Origin of the sequence: Dermabacter sp. HSID17554, assembly GCF_003989295.1 — a bacterium.
GTDB lineage: Bacteria > Actinomycetota > Actinomycetes > Actinomycetales > Dermabacteraceae > Dermabacter > Dermabacter vaginalis.
In genome coordinates, this window is the sequence record NZ_RBLW01000005.1 from 19,082 (window position 1) to 37,325 (window position 18,244).

Sequence of the window (18,244 nt, forward strand, 5' to 3'; positions counted from 1 at the left end):
TTATTTTGGTGCAAAAATAAGTGGGTCACGGACGACCCCGAGCCCGCACGAGCACAAAGGACTTCCTCATGTCTCTCGCCCGCACCGCCCACTCCCCCGCCGCCTCGCGCTCCTTCCGCGCCTTCCGCACCTGTGAAAACCGCGCCCTCGAAACCGAAAGCGCCCTCTACCTGAGCCGCGCGGGAGTCGGCATCGTCCTCGACCTCACCGAGGGGCGCATGCCCGCCGTCGCCTACTGGGGCTCCGACCTCGGCGAACTCACACGTAGCGAACTCGACCTCATCCTCGAGGCCGCCACGGTCGCCCCCAACCAAAATGCCCTCGACATCCCACCCCGCACTGGCCTTCTTCCCCAGGACGCCGACGGCTGGCTCGGCGAGCCAGGCCTCCTCGGCGGGCGCGATAACGGCGCCGGCTTCGCCCCACGGCTTGGCCTCACGGCACATACGCTCGAGCAGAACGTGTCCGACGGTTCCGGCGAAAAAGACTCTCTTACTCTCACGCTCGAAGACGCCACGCTCGGCCTCGAAGTCACGCTCACCCTCGAACTTCTGAATTCGGGCCTCGTGCGCATGCGCGGCACACTCACGAATCGAGGAGAAGGCAACTACCGGCTGCAATCGTTCACGATGGCGCTCCCGGTGCCGTCGGAAGCAAACGAGATCCTTGACTTTGCCGGCCGCTGGACCCGCGAGCGCGAACCCCAGCGCCTGCCGGTGCGCGTAGGCCAGCACCTGCGCGAGAATCGCCGTGGGCGCACGGGTGCCGATTCCGCATTCCTCATGCACGTGGGCGAGCGCGGGTTCACCTATTCCTCGGGCGAGGTATGGGCGCTACACACGGGCTTTTCCGGCCAACACCGACACCTCGTCGAGCACACGAGCGCGGGCGAAACGATCCTCGCGGGCGGCGAAGGGCTTTTCGCGGGCGAGGTCGTTCTCGCCGAGAACGAAAGCTATGAATCGCCGTTCGTGTACGCGAGTCACGGCGTGGGACTCGACGAGGTCGCGCAGCGCTTCCACGCGTGGCTGCGCTCGCGCGAGAACCACGTGGATACGCAGCGCCCCGTGACGCTCAATGTGTGGGAGGCCGTGTATTTCGATCACGATCTCGAGCGGCTCAAGGACCTCGCGGATCGTGCTGCCGAACTCGGTGTTGAGCGCTACGTTCTCGACGATGGCTGGTTCGGCGATCGCCGCGATGACTACGCGGGCCTCGGCGATTGGGTTGTAAGCGAGGACGTGTGGCCAAACGGCCTCACGCCACTCATCGAACATGTCAAGGGCCTCGGCATGCAATTTGGCCTGTGGTTCGAGCCCGAGATGGTGAATGAGGATTCGAACGTGGCGCGCGAACACCCCGAATGGATCATGGGCACCACGATGGAGCGTTTGCCCGAGCAATCCCGCCACCAGCAGGTTCTCAATCTCGCGATTCCCGAAGCATACGCGCACGTGCGCGATCAAATGGTCGAGATCCTCGAGAACAACGACATCGACTACCTCAAGTGGGACCACAATCGTGACCTCATCGAGGCAGGCTTCCGCGAGACCGGCCAGCCAGCGACTCACGCGCAAACCCTTGCCGCGTACCGCCTCTTCGACGAGCTCAAGGAGCGCTTCCCGGGCCTCGAAATCGAATCGTGTTCTTCGGGCGGCGCACGTGTGGACCTCGGTGTTCTCGAGCGCACGGATCGAGTGTGGGTATCGGACTGCATCGACCCGCTCGAGCGGCAAATGATGAACCGCTGGACGAATCAGCTCATCCCCCTTGAACTCATGGGCTCGCACGTGGCTTCCGGCGCCTCGCACACAACGGGCCGCCTCCACTCGATCGGCTACCGTGCCGCAACAGCCCTGTTCGGTCACCTCGGCATCGAATGGGACTTGCGCCTCGCAACCGCGGAGGAAATGGCGGAGCTACGCGAGTGGGTGCAGCTCTATAAGGACGTGCGCGAGCTGCTCTTCACGGGCGACCGGGTGCGCGTGGACCTCGGCGACGACTCGGTTGCGCTACACGGCGTGGTGGCGTCCGACGCTTCCAAGGCCCTCTTTGCCTTCACCGCGCTTTCGAGGAGCGACGCCAACCAGACGGGCCGCCTCTATTTCCCGGGACTCGACGACGAGGCGCGGTACAAGCTCGAGGTTCTCATGCCGGGAGCGAAGCCCTCGGGCTACGTGCCTTCGCCCGTCATCAGCAACGCTTCGGGCTTCCTCGCACCGACGCCAGGCAATGCGCGCGAGTACGAGCGCCTCAACGCCGAGCTTCACGAGCGTGGCATCACGGACCAGGTGCTGAGCGGTAGGGCGTGGGCAAACGTCGGAATCACCACCCCGATCCTGAACCCCGAAAACACCGTGCTTTTCCAGCTCACGCGCGTGAACTGACCCCGCAAGACCGCGCGTTCCAGGTCCGTCCCCCCCGGGTTTTATCCGGCGGGGCGGACGTCAGGCGTTTTGGACTCTGGTACACCGGTGCGCACGGGATCGGCGTTCGGTACGGTTGCCGCATGAGTGAAGAAGTAACAGTGACGTCAAATCCGCTCCTTGAGGCCTCAGCCCTCCCCTACAACCTTCCCGACTTCGCCGCGATCCGCGACGAGCACTACCTGCCCGCGATCGAGCGCGGCATTCGTGAAGCACGCGAGGCCTACGCCTCGATTGCAAATGACACCTCGGAACCAACCTTCGAGAATGTCGTGGCCGTGCTTGACCAACCGAGCCGCACCCTGAACCGTGCCGCGACCGTGTTTTACAACGTCGCGAGCGCTGATGGCACCGAGCCTTTGCTCGAAATCGAGTCGAAGGTTTCCGAGCTGCTCACCGAGCTCGACAACGAGCTCCACCTCAACCCGCAGATCTTCGAGCGCCTCAATGCGGTGTACGAGAATCGCAATTCAGCCGGGCTCGATGCCGAGCAAGTGCGCCTCACCGAGAAGTTCCACCAGCGCTTCACACTCGCGGGCGCGGCCCTGAGCGAGGAGCAGCGCGAGGATCTCGCAAAACTCAACCTCAAGATCTCGAAGGCGCAAACGGAATTCAGCCAGCAGGTCACGCGCGACATGAACGCCGCGGCCCTCCACCTGACCAGCGAGGACGAGCTCGCGGGCTTGAGTGAGGATTCCAAGGCCGCTGCCGCCCGCGCCGCGAAGGAGGCCGGCCGAGAAGGGTGGCTGCTCACCTTCATCCTCCCCACGAACCAGCCGGCGCTCAGCTCGCTCACGAACCGCGAGGTTCGCAAGCGCTTGTACGAGGCGAGCACCGAACGCGGCGATCGCACGTGGCAAATGGCCGCCGAAATCGCTGCTCTGCGCGCCCGCAAGGCGGCGATGCTCGGCTTCGAGGATTTCGCCTCGCTCGCCGTTGCCGATCGCACGGCCCGCACCACCGCCGCGGTCGATGAGCTGTTCGCCAAAACCAGCGAGCCCGCGATGACGAACGCCGACCGGGAAGCCGAAAAAATCGCGGCCCGCGCGAAGCGCGACGGCATCGAGACTCTCGAGCCGTGGGACTGGGCCTTCTACAGCGACAAGGTCAAGGCCGAAGAGTTCAGCGTGGACACCGCGGCTCTGCGCCCCTACTTCGCGCTTGATCGCGTGGTCGAGGACGGCGTGTTCTATGCCGCTGAGAAGCTCTATGGCATCACCTTTAAGCGCCGCGAAGACCTCGTGGGTTATCACCCCGAGGTCAAAGTGTGGGAGGTCTTTGACGCGAACGGTGAAGGCCTCGGCCTGTTCCTCGGCGACTACTTCACGCGCGACACGAAGCGCGGCGGCGCATGGATGAACAACATCGTCGATCAATCGCTCGCGGAGGGCACGAAGCCGGTCGTGGTCAACAACCTCAACATCAGCGCTCCCGCCGATGGCGATGTCGCGCTCGTCTCGCTCGACGAGGTGAGCACCCTCTTCCACGAGTTCGGCCACGCTCTCCACGGCCTCTTCTCGAATGTCACGTACGAAACCCTCTCGGGTCTCAGCGTCGAACGCGACATCGTCGAGTACCCGAGCCAGGTCAACGAGATGTGGATGTTCCACCCGGAGATCCTGCCGAACTACGCGAAGCACGTTGAGACCGGTGAGGTCGTTCCGCAAAAACTCATCGATGCCGTGACCGCCTCGCAGCAGTGGGGCGAAGGCTTCGGCACCGTCGAGTACCTGCGGGCGGCAGCCCTCGACTGGGCGTGGCACCGCCTCCCCGCCTCTCTCGAGGCCGAGCCGATCGAGGATCCGGTCGTGTTCGAGCAGGCCTCGCTCGAAGACGCGGGACTCATGCACCCGCTCGTCGAGTCGCGCTACCGCACGAGCTATCTCAACCACACGTTCTCGGGTGGGTACGCGGCCGGCTACTACTCCTACCTGTGGGCCGAGGTCTTCGATGCCGACACGGTTGCGTGGTACGAGGAGAACGGCGGGCTGACGCGCGAAAACGGCGACAAGTTCCGCACACACGTGCTCTCGATCGGCGCAACGCGCCCGATCCCCGAGGCGTTCAAGGAGATGACGGGCCGCGAGGCCCAGTACGAGCCGCTCCTCAAGCGACGCGGACTGATCTGATCCTCACCTGAGCGTTGGGGCGGTGCCTTCGGGTACCGCCCCATTTTGCACGTCCCGCCGCGCGCGCCACTTTCGCACAAACCGCACGAGCACAACGATCGCGACGATCGCCCCGATGAGAATGAACACCGCGGCGATTCCCGCGAGGATCGGAAGCAGCACTGCGAGAATCGCGAGAAGCGCCGCACCGATATCTTCAATGACACTTACGAGCACGTTCGAGACCGGCTCGGGCGAAATGTTGACCGCGGCGCGCGTCGCGGCTTTCGCCCCGTGCGTGCCGAGCGCCGCAGCGGTGCCCACGGCGGCGTAGATCACCGCGGTCGTCGTATCCGTTTCACCGCCGAGCAGGAAGCCAATCGCGCCGCCGGCAACGGGGCGCACAACCGTGTTGATGGCATCCCACACCGAATCGAGGAACTGCACCTTATCCGCGAGGAAATCGACGACCACGAGGATTGCGGCGATCACGAGCACGTCGGTGCGCTGCATGACCTGCGGAATCTCCTGCACCTCGAGCAGCCGCCCAGCAAGGCCCAGCACGAACAGCATGAAGTAAGGGCGCACGCCGCTCACCACGCCGGAAGTCAGGGTCATCATGAAGGCTTCCACGGTGGTCTCCTTTGGGTGAGGGCGGGAAAACTGAGGGGCCGACGCTTGCCGGGCAACCGTCGGAACTACCGTACCCAAAGGCGCTCGGGCCGTCACGAGTAGGGTTATAAACATGGCACAGTTCAGGCGTCCAGCATCACTTTCTCCCCAGCGTCAAGAAGCGATCGAGGGAGGTGTCGATCCCGCTCTCAAAAATGAGGCGGCGCACGAGAGTGCCGCGGCGCTCCTTCGCGAGACGCGCGAGAATGCGCGACCCGAGGTTGTTGAGCGGGTGCTCAGACTCGTGGAACGCGAAGGGCTCGAGGACCTCGCGGCGCTGTGGTCGGGCGCGGAAGCAGCATCGCTTCCCGGCGCCCTGTGGCGGCTGTATGTGCTTCATACGTGGGTTCAGCGCGATACCGACGAGGTGCGGCGACTCTTCGAACTCGGCCGCTCCACGGCGCCGGGGCTCACCTATCTCGTGGGCTTTAGCGACCCACCCACGATCGATTCGATGCGCGTGACACTCGACGCGATCCTTTCGGGCGCATTCACGGGCGATCTTTCGGTGGCACTCTCGCGCGCGGGAGCCGTCGCGATGCTCGCCGCTTACGGCTCTGCCCACGCCGCTGATTCCCCTGAGGCTCGCGCGGAGCTCGCCACGACCCTTGGAAAACCCGCCACTCCCGAAGAGCTCACGGCGCGCGCCGAACGACTTCTCCACACGGGCGAAGCACTCAGCGAGGCCGCCACCTCGGCCGCGGCGGGCACTCTCGCCTAACCACGAAGACCTGCGGATGCTGTTTGTTTACTCACCCGCCTGCGAGCTTGAAGCGCACACGCCGCGCACTGCTAGGCTTGAACGCGCGCCGGGCCGCGGTGGCCCCGGGCTCCAACATTTGCCGCTACGAGCGGCCTTCGCGCCGACAGGCGCCCCCGGTCCGGCGCCTCATTCTTCTTTTCTGCGCGTGAGATGATCGACGCTCCGCACGCCCGATTTGGTGAGTTTCGGGCGGTACTCTGAGCGCATGCCGCTGTTTTCCCTCCCTCGCGAGAAGTCCGTGTATCACATCTTCACGGACCTCGCGCAGTGCGTGCAGGCAAGCTCCGAGACCCTCGCGGAAGCTCTCGCGCTTGAGGGCCAAGCGCGACAAGAGGCGTTCGAGCGCCTCCAGGCGCACGCCATCGATGCCGCCGAACTCAATCACAGGATCGCGAACAGGCTCTCCACTAGCCTCATCACTCCGTTTCAGGCCGATGCCCTTCACGGTGTCGCCTCCGCCATGAAACTTTGCGTCACTGAAATGGAGCGTACGGCCGACCTCACCGTGCGGCTCAACCTCGGCATGCTCCCCAATCGCCTTCTCGAGATCCTCTCGGTCATCGAGCGCGCCGCGGAACTCGTGGTGCAGTGCGCGTGGAAGCTCGAGAACCCGAAGCAGCTCTCGGCATTTGATGAGGACATGCGACGCCTCGCGACCCACGCCTCTGAGCATTCCCGCACGGCGATTGCCGAGCTGTGGGAGAACTACACGCAGCCGTCTGACTTCCCCGTTGCGGCCCGCACACGCGAGGTGATCGGTGCGCTTGAGTGTGTGCAGCTTGCTTTCCAGAACCTTTCGCGCTGCGTCGATTTGCTGCGCGTCAAGGACATCTGATGCTCGCGTGGAGCATCGTTGCTCTTGCGGTGGTGTGGGCCTTCGCGAACGGCGCCCAGGACGCCCCGAACGCGGTCACGACGACGATCGTCACACGTGTTCTCCCCGAGCGGCTCGCCCTCACCTACGCGGCCATCATGAATGGTGCGGGCGCAATGTTCGGCCTCGTGAGCATGGTGTTTTTGCATTTTTCACTCGTGCGGGTTGTGGGCGTTCCCGAGGCACTCCTTTCTGAACCTCGCGCCCTTGGCCTCGCGCTCGTGTGCGGCCTATCGACCGCGATCGCATGCCTATTCATAGGCTGGTGGCGGGGCGTTCCCCTCTCAGGTTGGGTGACGACGCTCGCGGCCTTCGCGGGGGCGTTCGCTGGTGCCCTCGGCGACATACGCCAGCTTGGCGACATCGCTGTGCTGTTTCTCCTCGTCCTCATCGGCCCCCTCCTCGGCTTTGCCCTCAGCTTCGCTCTCACCCGGGCCGTAAGCCGCTCACAAGCCAAGCGCCGCCTCACAACCGAGACGGTGCGATGGACGCAGACCCTCACCGCGGGGCTCGTGGCCTTCGGGCATGGGCTTAGCAATATCCGCCTCCCGCTCGGGATCGTAGTTGTCGCGCTCGCAGCCCTCGGTGGGTCGGGCACGCCCGTTTCGCAGCTGCACGGATTGGAGTCCGACGGTCCCCTCGGCCACCTTCTTTCCGCGCATGCGGGAATGTCCACCCTGCCACTATGGATTGCGTTGCTTCTTGCGGGAGCGATGGCGCTCGGGACTTTCGTGGGGGGCCGCGAGATCGTGCGCACTCTTGGCCGGCGCCTCACCGACCTCACGGTGAGCCAGGGCCTCGCTGCGGAAACATCAACCGCGGTGCTCCTGTATGGCGCGAGTGTGTGGCTCGGCTTCCCCGTCTCGTCGTCGTTCACGATCGTCGGTTCAATCGTCGGCTCCTCCCTCGCGGTATCGAGGAAGTCGGTCGCGTGGAATCTGCTCGGGCGCATCGCCCTGTGGTGGGTGCTCACGCCGCTCGCGTGTGCGGGGATCGCGTGGGGTGCCGTTCTTCTTGTGCTCTCCTAGAGATCGGCGCGTGGAAACGGTACGCATTTTCACGCGGGCCTCAAGGGCAACCTTGTAGGCTTGGCGTGCAGAGCGTCACGCCCGTGATCGCGGTCCCCGAACTTTTATGGAGGCACACGTGTCCGATTCCTTCAACGGCAACGATCGCCCGCGCCCTACCTACGGCCAAAGCGCCAACGAAGCCCCCGGCCAGTACTCGCCTTATGGCCAGCCGAGCGCCCCTGAGGCAGCGGGTTCGAACCAGTATCAGGGCTCGCCGCAGTACTCGCAGGGCCAGCAATACCAGCAGCAGAATCAGCAGTACTCGCAGCCCCAGTACGCGCCTCAGGGTCAGCAGGGCGCTTTTGGCGGCTACGGCACTCCTTACAACTACGGTGGTGCGGCGGCGAAGCCGAAGCAGAAGCCTATTGGCATCGCTCTCACACTTATCGGTGTGGTGTTCATGATTATTGCCGCGATCCTGTTCGGCGTCGCCGCATGGCGCACCGGTGCCGGTTTCATGGACGAGATGGGTGGTCTCGAAAACTTCGAAAAGTCCAACAGCAAGTTTGAGAGCGGTAAGGCCACCTACGACTTCGAGGTCGACGGCATTGAAATGATGATCGTCTACATTCCGAAAGTCGACGCTGAGAATGCCACGTGCAAGGCCGTTCTCGAGGACGGAACCGAGCTTCAAGCCGAGGCGGAGTCGTCGGACTCCGAGCCCCTCACCATTGACGGGCAGGAGTACGTCCCCTACAAGGACTCGTTTGTAGCGAACAACGTCGAGGGCAAAGGCACGCTCACGTGTGAAGGTGTGAGTGCACCCGTGTCTGTCATCGGCCCGATCAATCCGTTCAACATGCTCGGCGGCGGCTTCGGCTGGGGTATTGCCTCGCTCGTGTGCGGCCTCCTCGGCGGCTTCCTGTTCTTCGTGGGCGTCATCGTCATGATCGTGCGCGCGATCGGCCGTAGCAGGAATTAAAAAGCCCGCGAGGGCACGAAGGTTTTGAGGAGTTTTCCATGGTTCACGAACGGGCGGGGAAACTCCCGCTTCCTTCCGATCTGATCGACCCGTCCAAGGTCATCGACGCCTATTATTCGCTGCGCCCGGACCCCGAGAATCCAGACCAGGCCGTGAGCTTTGGGACCTCGGGGCACCGCGGCAGCTCGCTCGATACGGCATTCAACGAGGGCCACATCGCCGCCACAACGCAGGCGATCGTGGAGTACCGCGCTGGGCAGGGCATTCGTGGCCCGCTGTTCATGGGGCGCGATACGCACGTGCTGAGCAAGCCCGCGTTCGACACGGCCCTCGAGGTACTCGTGGGCAACGGCGTCACCGTGCTCATTGACTCGGGTGATGGCTACACGCCCACGCCCGCGGTCTCGCACGCGATCCTCGTCCACAATCGCGGCAAGGGCGCGAGCGATGATTCGCGTGCCGACGGCATTGTTGTCACGCCAAGCCACAACCCCCCGCGCGATGGCGGCTTCAAGTACAACCCCCCTCACGGCGGGCCTGCCGATACCGATGCGACCTCCTGGATCGCGAATCGTGCGAACGAGATCCTCGCTGGCGGACTTCGCGAGGTGCGCCGCGTCAGCACCGCGAAAGCGGTCGAGGGCGCCGGGCGCTACGACTTCACGAAGACTTACGTCGAGGATCTTCCTTCCGTTATCAACATGGAGGCGATCGCGAAAGCCGGCGTGAAGATTGGCGCCGATCCTCTCGGCGGCGCCGCCGTCGAGTATTGGGGTCGCATCGCCGAGCGCCACGGACTCGACCTCACTGTCGTCAACCCCGAGGTTGATCCGACCTTCTCGTTCATGACTCTCGACGCCGACGGCATCATCCGCATGGACTGCTCGAGCCCGTGGGCGATGGCTTCGGTTCTCGAGCAGCGCGAAAAGTTTGATATTGCCACGGGTAACGATACGGATTCAGATCGCCACGGCATCGTCACGCCACAGGGCGGTCTCATGAATCCCAACCACTACCTCGCGGTTGCCATCACCTACCTGTTCAATCACCGCCCCGAATGGCCGAGCAACGCCAAGATCGGTAAGACCCTCGTGTCGAGCTCACTCATCGACCGCGTCGGCGCAAAGATTGGCCGAGACGTTCTCGAAGTCCCCGTGGGCTTCAAGTGGTTCGTGCCAGGTCTCCTCGATTCTTCGGTGGGATTCGGCGGGGAGGAAAGCGCGGGAGCATCGTTCCTGCGCATGAACGGCGATGTGTGGACGACGGACAAGGACGGCATCATTCTCGCGCTGCTCGCGTCAGAAATCACCGCGGTCACGGGGAAGAATCCCCACGAGCATCTCGAGGATCTCGTTGGCGAGTTTGGGGCGAGTGCGTATGCGCGCATTTCCGCTCCCGCGGATCGCGAGGCCAAGGCGAAGCTCAAGAACCTCTCCCCCGAGTCCGTGACGGCCACGAGCGTTGCGGGTGAAGAAATCACGGCGATCATGACGAACGCCCCTTCGGGTGATCCGATCGGCGGCCTCAAGGTCACGACTGAGAACGCATGGTTCGCGGCGCGCCCTTCGGGGACCGAGGACATCTACAAGATCTACGCCGAATCGTTCAAGGGCGAAGATCACCTTACGAGCGTCCAGGCAGCCGCCAAGGATGTCGTAGATGCAGCCTTGAGCAAATAACCGCTGTTCACAGCCGCTTTCAACGCATCATCGGGGGTGTCCGCGCGAACGGATACCCCCGATTTCCTCTCCTGTCGGTGACGATTTGTGCACTAAACGGTACTGTTTTTATTACAAAACGATAACTGAGGTGACAGGCACGCTTACCCGCGCGTAGTCTTGACCCGTCGTGCCTTATCATTTTAGGAAAAATAGGCTTCTATAAATTTTCTTGGCCTCGGGAGACTGCATGTTCACTTCACACCCCGGCGTGCGCCATGCGGCGCATCACACGCCGGCACGCAGTCTGCCCTCACGACATCGCCCGCTCGCCAAACGCATTGGCGCCATCGCGCTCGCCTTCTCGATCCTTGGCGTGCCGGCGGCGCCTCTTGCTTTCGCGGCCGAAGAATCTACGCCGGCATTGCCCCAGGTCGCCGCAGCGCAGCCTGCGAATGACTCCCCGATCGAGGCCCATGAACCGTCGGCTCCAGAGACCCCCGATTGCGTGGTTCCCGGCGAGGAGTATTTCTTCATCGCGGGTTTTCGCTGGGTCAAGTGGTGGATCGAGCACCCGGGCGAAGAGCCGTGCCTCGGGGATCGCCCTGCCCCCGAACCTGACCCCACCGAGGAACCGACACCCGAACCGGAGCCCACCGAGGAGCCGGCACCCGAACCGGAGCCCACCCTCGAGCCTGAGCCCACCGTCGAACCCTCGCATGAGCCGCCGCCCACACCCGAACCTTCACCGGAACCCACGAACGAGCCGGCACCAGAGCCTACGGAAGAGCCCGAGCCGGCACCCGAACCTTCACCAGAGCCCGAGCCTTCACCGGAGCCCGAGCCGGCACCTGAACCTGCGCCCGAACCCGAACCAGCCCCCACGCCGTCTGAAGCACCACAACCCGCCCCCTCAGATGAGCCTTCACCCGAGGCCCCAGGCTCAGGCCCCATTCTCACCATCGGTGAGGACGATTCACCGATTCCCGCAGAACCGGCCGCTGCCCCCGCACCTGAAAAGCGCCTCGAAACCCCGGAGCCAGAGCCTGAAGCGGAGCCGGAGCCGGAAGCGGAACCAGAGCCGGAAGCGGAGCCCTCGCGCGAAGCCCAGCCCTCACCCCAGGTAGAGCCCACGCCGGAGGCTCAGGCTGAGCCCGAACCCGAAGATGACCCCCTTCCCCCCGTTCCTACTCCTGAAGCCGATCCCCTGGTGAACCCGGAGAATGACATCACCGACATTCCCGCACTCACCGTTCCTCAAGAAGAGCCGCAGACCGCTCCCCCGGGCGTTCGACTGAACCCCACTGAGGCCCCCACGGATGGCTCAACACCTCCCGCGAATGAGATTCGCGGTGAAGAGGACGAGGAAAAGGTCGACACCATCCTTTCGGTGTGGACCAATCCCGATGGAAGTGCGCTCGGCACGCTCAAAACCATCCTTGCGACTACGGTCGCGGTAGGCGTCGGTGTCGCCGGAGGTCTCGGTGCCCTGACGCTCAGGGCACGCGCGAAGAAGCCGTAATCCGCCGCGCGCTACGGTTAGGCGATGTCGCCGCGATCTCGAAGGCGCGACTTGATGAACAGCAGGATCGACGGAACCGCGCGCTCCATCTTGAGCACGGTGCGATCAAAAAATTTCTGCCCCTCGTAGAACGGGTCGGGAACCTCGAGGTCTTCGGGTTCGGCAACGGCTGGCTTCGCGGGATCGAACTCTCCCCACATGTGAAGCGTGGGCGGTTCCACGCCTTCGGGAATCGCCTCAAGTTTGCGGCTCATTTCCGCGAGGTGCTTGGTGCTCATCGTGAGAACGAGGTCCCATTCGCCGAGCTGGTGGACAAGAACGGTGCGTGCCGCGTGCGCCTCGGGGCTGTACCCGGCACGCTCGAGGGCGAGGACGATGCGGTCGTCCATGGGGAAACCCTCCGACTCGTACGTGGTTCCCGCACTCTCGACCTCGACGAGTTCCTCGAGCCCCGCCTGTTCGAGGCCGGTTTTGAGCATGACGGCGGCGGCAGGCGAACGGCAGATGTTCGCCGTGCACACGGTCAATACTCGATATTTGCTCACGCCACTATCTTGCCGCATTTTCAGCGCGCGCGTTAAGGCTCCCGTGCGGCGCGTCCACTAGGATAGACAAGCTCCCACCGGGGGCCTTTGCCGCGATCCGAGGTACAGGGAGGTGTGCGTTGGGCTCACATTCGTTTTCGCGCCCCGACCGACCCCATTGGTCGGCCCGCCTCGAGGATAAGAAAAACACGGCGACTGCCCGGCTCCTTCGAGCTCTCGGCTTCGTGGCCCGAATCCAGCCGTACACGGCGTACGGCTCGCGCACACGACTACGTGTGCTCGGGCGGGTTCTTTTCGCGGGGGCCGGGACGAAGCCCGATCATTTCGATCAGCCCGTGTACGACATGCGTTCTCTCGCACGGCGCGGATTTCGTAATTTCACGTCGCAAATCGACCCGCACGTACGGGTCGAAGTCACGGTGAGCACCTCCGAGGGGCCGCGGATTTTTGAGACGTACGCGGATCGCTCGGGCATCATCGACGACGTCATTGCCGTCGAACTCGAACCTGGACTCCACAGCATCACCCTCAGTACCGATGGCAGCAATACCGTCACGGCGAACGCCCACGTGTTTGACGATGAAGCTCAGGAAATCGCGGTCGTGAGCGACATCGACGATACGGTACTCATCACGCTTTTGCCTCGGCCTCTCATCGCGGGATGGAACGCCTTCGTGATCTCGCAGGCCTCGCGCCGCATCGTTCCCGGCATGGCCGTGTTCTACCAGCAGCTTCGCCGCCACTACGGCGAGAATACGCCGTTCATTTACCTTTCAACGGGCGCGTGGAATGTGGCCCCGGTGCTCGAACGCTTCCTGTTCAAGAACGGCTACCCCGCGGGTCCGCTTCTCCTCACCGACTGGGGCCCCACGAACACGGGCTTCTTCCGCTCCGGCACGCGCCACAAACTCACCACCCTCGCCTCGCTGCGCGAGATGTTCCCGAACACGCGCTGGCTCCTCGTGGGTGACGACGGCCAACACGATCCCTCGATCTACGGCAATGTTGTTGATCAACACCCGGAGTCGGTCGCAGCGGTCGCGATCCGCGAACTCACCGACGATGAGCAGGACCTCGCCCACGGCGCCGAACGCCCCCTCGCGTCGATCGGCGCCCTCGGGCGCGCTCTCGTGGGTGCCGTGCCAAAGGTGTGGCGCAGCACGGTAGGGAGAAAAGAGTCCGACGATCGCCCGGCCACCGTCGGACCTTCCTCACACGGCGAGACCCGCACGCCAGCGGATCCTGCACACGAGCGCGCTCACGAGAGTGTGCACGAGCACCACGGCGTGCCGTGGATGAGTGCGCCCGATGGCTTCGGCTTGATCAGGGCGGCGCGCGCGATCGGAATCCTCGGCAGCCGCAAAATTCAGGGTGTAAAAAAGAGAGGGTAGCCTCAAGTCAGGGCTCGTCGCGCGTTGATCCTCACCCTGAAGGGGAAAAGAGAGGGGGAGGCATGGACGAAAACGCCTTTACCGTGCGCTACGACGAAGGCGGCCTCGCAAGCGCCGCGAGTCCGCGCGAGGCGCGCGCACGCCGCTACCTGCAGGCCCTCACGGCGCTGTGTCGACGGCACCTCGGCACCCTCATTGCGCTTCTCATTGCGGGCATTCTCGCCGATATTTTCTTGAAGAAAACCTTCGGCATCCACATCTTCTTCATTTCCTTCGTGATCTCGGGAACCGTGTTCGCACTTCTCGGCTACGCGTTCTACCGCAGGGGCCGCGTACTCTACGAACAAGTGTTCCTCGACCACCGCAAGAACCCGCCAGCTGCTCCCCCAGCCGCGACGGGCAGCGACGCGCTCGAATGGGCCTACTCGATCGACGGTGTTGGGCTGTGGCTCGGCGAGGACTTCCTCGGCCTCGTACCGGATGCGGATCACTACGAAACCTACCCGTGGAGCGAGGTTCGCCTTGAGGAGACAGCGCTCACGCGCATCGGCAAGAAGGACCTCATCGTGCATTTGCCCCACCGACACTTGCGCTATAGCGGTGACAAACTCGGGCTGAGTGCCGCGGAAATTATCGCGCGCGCGCAAAGCCTTCGCGCCTAACCCAATTTCACTGTTACAGCAGGTGATTGCGTGACTTTTCACGTCACGCTCGCGTAAAATCAAAGTGGAACCCACGGGAGCGAGAGGGGCTTCGCTTGGATCAGATGTGCGTCGGTTACGAGGACAACGGCCTCCCGGATACGCGAGAGAAGCTCGGGGCACTTGCGAAGATGCCCTTCGAGTCCCTCGGGGGTTCTCGCGAGGAGATGCACGACTCCCTCCGCAAAGACGTCCCCCATCTCATGAGTGAAGTTCTTCGCGTCGCGGGCGCCTTCCTTGCGATTGGGATCGCGGGGAGCGTGACCCTCTCGCTCCTCAATAGCGACGTTCTTCCGGCTAAACTAAAGTTCTTTGTTCCCTTGATCATGGGGTTCGTGCTCCTTGTCGTCTTGCCGTTCATTCTTCGCATCGTGCAGCGCGCGCGTGTACGCCGGGAACAGCGTCGTGCTGAAAGGGAAGCCGCGAGCGCGTATCACAACGCCCCCATCGAGGGCGTCTATACCCTCGATGAACGCGGGTTTTCGGTGCCGAAAGAGGCACGCTTCAGCGACGCGTTCACGTCAAGTTTTCAGGAGATCCGCGCCAGTGCGAGCAAGATCGTCGCGGCCCCCACGGATCGGACCATCAAGTGGGGTCGCTCGAAAAACGGCAAGGGGCTGTGGCTCGACCGAGAAGGCCTCGCCCTCCTCGAAAAGGGAGGCGAGCGCAGAACCTACCCGTGGCACGATGTGAGCCTCTCGGTCAGGAAGGCCTCACCAAGGGGCGATACGAATCTCGTGGTGCACCTTCCCCACACCAACGTGGTGTATTTCGGGATGTACCTCGACGTTCCGCCAAGCGAGATTATCGCCGCAGCAGAACGGTTCCGATCCGGCCGCTAGAGCACACTCGCGAGGAACTCCTTGAGGCGGCCCGAGCGGGGATTATCGAGGATCTCGCTCGGCGGCCCAGCCTCGACGGCCTGACCGCCGTCCATGAACACGACGTGATCGGCAACTTCGCGCGCGAAGGCAATCTCGTGCGTCACGACGACCATGGTTTGCCCTTCGGCCGCGAGATCCTTGAGCACCTGGAGCACTTCGGCGACGAGCTCGGGGTCAAGGGCTGAGGTTGGCTCGTCAAAAAGCATGATCTCGGGCTCCATCGCGAGCGCCCGCGCGATCGCGACCCGCTGCTGCTGGCCGCCCGAGAGTTCACTCGGGTAGTGGTCGGCGCGGTCGCCGAGCCCCACGCGTTTGAGAAGTTCGAGAGCTTGCGCACGAGCTTCCATTTTCGGAACGCCGCGCACGTGGATCGGCGCCTCACATACGTTTTCGAGTGCGGTCATGTGCGGGAAGAGGTTGAAGCGCTGGAACACCATCGAGATGCGCGAGCGCTGCGCCGCGATCTCTTTCTCGGAGAGTTTCTGCCAGCGACCGTCGGCGAGCGGCTTCGGGCTGTATCCCTGCAATTCGCCGTCGATGAGGATCTTCCCGCCCGTGGGCTCCTCGAGCTGGTTGATGCAGCGAAGGAGCGTGGATTTACCCGAGCCGGAGGGGCCGATGAGCACGCACACTTCGCCTTCGCCGACCTCGAGGTCGACTCCACGCAGAACGTGCAGGTTCCCGAAGGCCTTGTGGATGTTCTCAAGCCGCACCTTGGGCGCCGCCACCATGGACATGTTCTTTTCCTTGCCGTTGTCGTGTGCCGATGTCGCTACCGAGCTCGTACTCACAGCTCCACCTCCGGAAGCGGATCCTTCGGGGTCGTGCCCGAGGCGTTGACGGATGCCTGTCGCGAGGCGCGCGATCCGGGACGCACGGCGGGGCGGTCATCGAAGCCGCGGCCGAAGTATCGCTCAATGTAGTACTGCCCCACCATGAGCACGCTCGTCACGGCGAGGTACCACAGTGCCGCGACGATGAGCATCGGTACGGGCTTGAACAGGAGGTTCGCGATCGAATTCGAGGCATAGGTGAGATCGAGCGTGAACGGCACGGCGAGCACGAGCGAGGTCGTCTTGAGCATGCCGATCGTTTCGTTGCCGAGCGGCGGGATGATGACGCGCATAGCCTGAGGGATCACGATCCTGCGCAGAATGAGCGAGTTCTTCATGCCGAGAGATTTTGCGGCTTCGCTCTGGCCGCGCTCCACGCTCGTCAGCCCGGCACGCATGATCTCCGCAAGGTAGGCACCTTCGTTGAGGCCGAGCGCCACGGTTGCCGCCCAGAATGCCGTGAAGTACTCACGGGTGGAGAAGCTCACGAGCTCGGGGCCGAAGGGCACGCCGATCACGATCTTTGGAACAATCACGGTGATGAGACCCCAGAACACGAGCTGCGTGTAGACGGGGACACCGCGGAACACGAAGATGTAGGCCCATGAGACACCCCGCAGAACGGGGTTGGAGCTGAGCCGCATGATCGCGGCAGTCAGGGCGATCACCGTGCCAATCACCATCGACACGAGCGTGAGAAGCAGGGTCCAACCAACGCCTTTAATGACCTTGACGTCGAACAGGTAGGTTCCTACGACTTTCCATTCGAAGACCTCGTTGCCCGCGGCGAAGGCGATGAGCCACACGCTGAGCAGTGCAACGATGACCGCGGCGATCCACGTGCCCGGCCTCGGCGCCCGTTTGGCGCGAATCCGGTTCGGAATCGGGGTGTCGATACTCGTATTCATGCCTTCTTGACCTCTGCTTTCTCGATCAGCCCTGCATCGTTGCCCCACGCGCCCATGATCGTGCGCAAGGCGCCGGTGTCGATGAGATGCTGCACAGCCGCGCACAGCGCTTCGGCGAGTTGGTCCTCGCCTTTCTTGACCACGATCCCGTTGAGTGCCGATTCCTCGACGTCGCCGACCTGTTCGAGGCTTCCACGCGAACGCGCGATCGCGTAGCTCGTGACGGGCGAGTCGGCAATGAGCACGTCAGCCTTACCGCCTGCAACGTTCGTGACGGCATCGGAGTTGTTGGCGTAGGCGAGGACGTCTACGGAGCGCCTTCCTTCGGCGCGGCACTGTTCATTGGCGGCGAGGGCGATCTCTTCCTGGTAGGAGCCAACCTGCACCGCGGGACGTTTGCCGCACAGGTCGTGCGGGTCGATCCCATAGGGGTTGCCTTTCTTGACCGCATAAGAGATACCGGCCTCGAAGTAACTCACCATGGTCACGGTTTCTAGTCGCTCGTCGTTGATCGTGAAGCCTGAGATTCCCACGTCGTATTTGCTGCCCACGGCAGGGATGATTTGGGAAAACACGGCGGATTCGGTGCGAGTGTCGAGCCCGAGCACAATGCCGAGGGCGGTGAGGAGATCGATGTCGTAGCCCACCGCTTTACCGTTATTGAGGAACTCGCCGGGCGCGTAGCTCAGCTCGGCACCATTCACGAGTTCGCCTCGCGCACGGATTTCTTCGGGCAGGAGTGCGGCAATGTCGTCCTGGTACTCGATCCCGCTGAAATCGACCTCGGGGATGAGACTCGCCTCGGCTGCGAGGGTTTCGGAGGCGCGGGTGCACGCCCCAAGGCTGGGGGCGAGAGCGCCTGCCGCGAGGGCGGCGGGGATCGCGCGGAGGAACGCGCGCCTGGGGGTTCCGACGGCTGCCTGGCGAGCGTCGGACCGACATTCACTAACGTGCATCATTTTGCAAT

The 18,244-nt window shown here is 63.6% G+C and carries 16 protein-coding genes; 11 read left to right on the forward strand and 5 right to left on the reverse strand.

Annotated elements, in window-relative coordinates:
- Positions 1–68: 68 nt before the first annotated feature.
- Complete coding sequence (locus tag D8M36_RS08440) at positions 69–2,387, forward strand: alpha-galactosidase (RefSeq protein ID WP_126848222.1); 2,319 nt, start codon at positions 69–71, stop codon at positions 2,385–2,387.
- Between the two features lie 122 nt (positions 2,388–2,509).
- Positions 2,510–4,555: a M3 family metallopeptidase gene (locus D8M36_RS08445; RefSeq protein WP_126848224.1), complete on the forward strand. Its 2,046-nt coding sequence runs from the start codon at positions 2,510–2,512 to the stop codon at positions 4,553–4,555.
- Positions 4,556–4,558: 3 nt separating this feature from the next.
- Here the strand turns inward: D8M36_RS08445 and D8M36_RS08450 are convergent, their stop codons facing one another.
- Positions 4,559–5,167, reverse strand: a complete 609-nt coding sequence (locus D8M36_RS08450) for a DUF4126 domain-containing protein (protein ID WP_126848225.1) — start codon at positions 5,165–5,167, stop codon at positions 4,559–4,561.
- A 112-nt stretch (positions 5,168–5,279) separates the two neighbouring features.
- On the opposite strand from D8M36_RS08450, the gene D8M36_RS08455 reads away from it, so the two are divergent.
- The 6 genes from D8M36_RS08455 (at position 5,280) to D8M36_RS08480 (ending at position 12,015) form a co-directional block, all read left to right on the forward strand.
- Entirely contained in the window at positions 5,280–5,927 is a 648-nt protein-coding gene (locus D8M36_RS08455; protein ID WP_126848227.1) for a hypothetical protein, read from the forward strand.
- A 247-nt stretch (positions 5,928–6,174) separates the two neighbouring features.
- Positions 6,175–6,804 (forward strand): DUF47 domain-containing protein, encoded by a 630-nt coding sequence (locus D8M36_RS08460; RefSeq protein WP_126848229.1) that lies wholly within the window; start codon positions 6,175–6,177, stop codon positions 6,802–6,804.
- The gene (locus D8M36_RS08465) at positions 6,804–7,871 is read left to right on the forward strand and encodes an inorganic phosphate transporter (RefSeq protein ID WP_126848231.1); all 1,068 of its coding nucleotides are present in this window, start codon (positions 6,804–6,806) and stop codon (positions 7,869–7,871) included. Before D8M36_RS08460 ends, D8M36_RS08465 begins: the two co-directional genes overlap by 1 nt.
- Before the next feature lie 118 nt (positions 7,872–7,989).
- Positions 7,990–8,835, forward strand: coding sequence for a hypothetical protein (locus tag D8M36_RS08470; RefSeq protein WP_126848233.1), 846 nt, complete (start codon positions 7,990–7,992; stop codon positions 8,833–8,835).
- A gap of 38 nt (positions 8,836–8,873) precedes the next feature.
- Positions 8,874–10,514 carry a phosphoglucomutase (alpha-D-glucose-1,6-bisphosphate-dependent) gene (gene pgm, locus D8M36_RS08475; RefSeq protein WP_126848235.1) on the forward strand — a complete coding sequence of 547 codons (1,641 nt, stop codon included), beginning with the start codon at positions 8,874–8,876 and terminating at the stop codon, positions 10,512–10,514.
- Positions 10,515–10,743: 229 nt separating this feature from the next.
- Entirely contained in the window at positions 10,744–12,015 is a 1,272-nt protein-coding gene (locus D8M36_RS08480; protein ID WP_126848237.1) for a hypothetical protein, read from the forward strand.
- A gap of 17 nt (positions 12,016–12,032) precedes the next feature.
- Here D8M36_RS08480 and D8M36_RS08485 read toward each other — a convergent pair whose 3' ends face one another.
- Positions 12,033–12,560 (reverse strand): arsenate reductase/protein-tyrosine-phosphatase family protein, encoded by a 528-nt coding sequence (locus tag D8M36_RS08485; protein ID WP_223845720.1) that lies wholly within the window; start codon positions 12,558–12,560, stop codon positions 12,033–12,035.
- Positions 12,561–12,784: 224 nt separating this feature from the next.
- Here D8M36_RS08485 and D8M36_RS08490 point away from each other — a divergent pair, with 224 nt between their 5' ends.
- The 3 genes from D8M36_RS08490 (at position 12,785) to D8M36_RS08500 (ending at position 15,494) form a co-directional block, all read left to right on the forward strand.
- Positions 12,785–13,951 carry an App1 family protein gene (locus tag D8M36_RS08490; RefSeq protein ID WP_238638433.1) on the forward strand — a complete coding sequence of 389 codons (1,167 nt, stop codon included), beginning with the start codon at positions 12,785–12,787 and terminating at the stop codon, positions 13,949–13,951.
- Between the two features lie 62 nt (positions 13,952–14,013).
- Entirely contained in the window at positions 14,014–14,613 is a 600-nt protein-coding gene (locus D8M36_RS08495) for a hypothetical protein (RefSeq protein ID WP_126848240.1), read from the forward strand.
- 95 nt (positions 14,614–14,708) lie between these two features.
- Complete coding sequence (locus tag D8M36_RS08500; RefSeq protein ID WP_126848242.1) at positions 14,709–15,494, forward strand: hypothetical protein; 786 nt, start codon at positions 14,709–14,711, stop codon at positions 15,492–15,494.
- Here D8M36_RS08500 and D8M36_RS08505 read toward each other — a convergent pair.
- Genes D8M36_RS08505 through D8M36_RS08515 form a run of 3 tightly spaced genes read right to left on the reverse strand, consistent with a single transcriptional unit; the run spans position 15,491 to position 18,236 of the window.
- On the reverse strand, positions 15,491–16,267 hold the full coding sequence (locus tag D8M36_RS08505) for an amino acid ABC transporter ATP-binding protein (protein ID WP_148110247.1): 777 nt from the start codon (positions 16,265–16,267) through the stop codon (positions 15,491–15,493). The genes D8M36_RS08500 and D8M36_RS08505 overlap by 4 nt on opposite strands.
- 56 nt (positions 16,268–16,323) lie before the next feature.
- Entirely contained in the window at positions 16,324–17,277 is a 954-nt protein-coding gene (locus tag D8M36_RS08510; RefSeq protein WP_074298892.1) for an amino acid ABC transporter permease, read from the reverse strand.
- Complete coding sequence (locus tag D8M36_RS08515; RefSeq protein ID WP_126848244.1) at positions 17,274–18,236, reverse strand: ABC transporter substrate-binding protein; 963 nt, start codon at positions 18,234–18,236, stop codon at positions 17,274–17,276. Before D8M36_RS08515 ends, D8M36_RS08510 begins: the two co-directional genes overlap by 4 nt.
- Between the last annotated feature and the right edge of the window lie 8 nt (positions 18,237–18,244).

What these genes read in the sequence shown, in the direction of transcription:
- D8M36_RS08440 (WP_126848222.1), top strand. Translation starts at nt 69, where the DNA reads ATGTCTCTCGCCCGCACCGCCCACTCCCCCGCCGCCTCGCGCTCCTTC.
- D8M36_RS08515 (WP_126848244.1), bottom strand. Translation starts at nt 18,236, where the DNA reads ATGATGCACGTTAGTGAATGTCGGTCCGACGCTCGCCAGGCAGCCGTC.
- D8M36_RS08465 (WP_126848231.1), top strand. Translation starts at nt 6,804, where the DNA reads ATGCTCGCGTGGAGCATCGTTGCTCTTGCGGTGGTGTGGGCCTTCGCG.
- D8M36_RS08460 (WP_126848229.1), top strand. Translation starts at nt 6,175, where the DNA reads ATGCCGCTGTTTTCCCTCCCTCGCGAGAAGTCCGTGTATCACATCTTC.
- D8M36_RS08455 (WP_126848227.1), top strand. Translation starts at nt 5,280, where the DNA reads ATGGCACAGTTCAGGCGTCCAGCATCACTTTCTCCCCAGCGTCAAGAA.
- D8M36_RS08480 (WP_126848237.1), top strand. Translation starts at nt 10,744, where the DNA reads ATGTTCACTTCACACCCCGGCGTGCGCCATGCGGCGCATCACACGCCG.
- D8M36_RS08505 (WP_148110247.1), bottom strand. Translation starts at nt 16,267, where the DNA reads ATGGTGGCGGCGCCCAAGGTGCGGCTTGAGAACATCCACAAGGCCTTC.
- D8M36_RS08495 (WP_126848240.1), top strand. Translation starts at nt 14,014, where the DNA reads ATGGACGAAAACGCCTTTACCGTGCGCTACGACGAAGGCGGCCTCGCA.
- pgm (WP_126848235.1), top strand. Translation starts at nt 8,874, where the DNA reads ATGGTTCACGAACGGGCGGGGAAACTCCCGCTTCCTTCCGATCTGATC.
- D8M36_RS08510 (WP_074298892.1), bottom strand. Translation starts at nt 17,277, where the DNA reads ATGAATACGAGTATCGACACCCCGATTCCGAACCGGATTCGCGCCAAA.
- D8M36_RS08445 (WP_126848224.1), top strand. Translation starts at nt 2,510, where the DNA reads ATGAGTGAAGAAGTAACAGTGACGTCAAATCCGCTCCTTGAGGCCTCA.